Raw genomic sequence first — 255 nt, forward strand, 5'->3', positions numbered from 1 at the left:
CGTGGTGATCGTCCCCGGCTATGGCCTGGCGGTAGCCCAGGCGCAGCAGAAGCTCTATGAACTGGTCAAGCTGCTCCAGGCGGCGAGCGTGGACGTGAAGTTCGCCATCCACCCGGTCGCCGGCCGGATGCCGGGCCATATGAACGTGCTGCTCGCCGAAGCGGGCGTCCCCTATGACCTGATCTTCGACATGGACGAGATCAACGACGATTTCGGGGCGGTCGATGTCGCGCTGGTCATCGGTGCCAATGACGT

At 63.9% G+C, this 255-nt stretch carries 1 protein-coding gene; it reads left to right on the plus strand.

Annotation, left to right across the window (positions count from 1 at the left end; translation table 11 throughout):
* Positions 1-255, plus strand: a 255-nt coding sequence (locus AC0L2P_RS32430; protein WP_473507270.1) for an NAD(P)(+) transhydrogenase (Re/Si-specific) subunit beta, incomplete at both ends; no start/stop codon positions are given.

The organism is Mesorhizobium sp. WSM4836, from assembly GCF_055811815.1.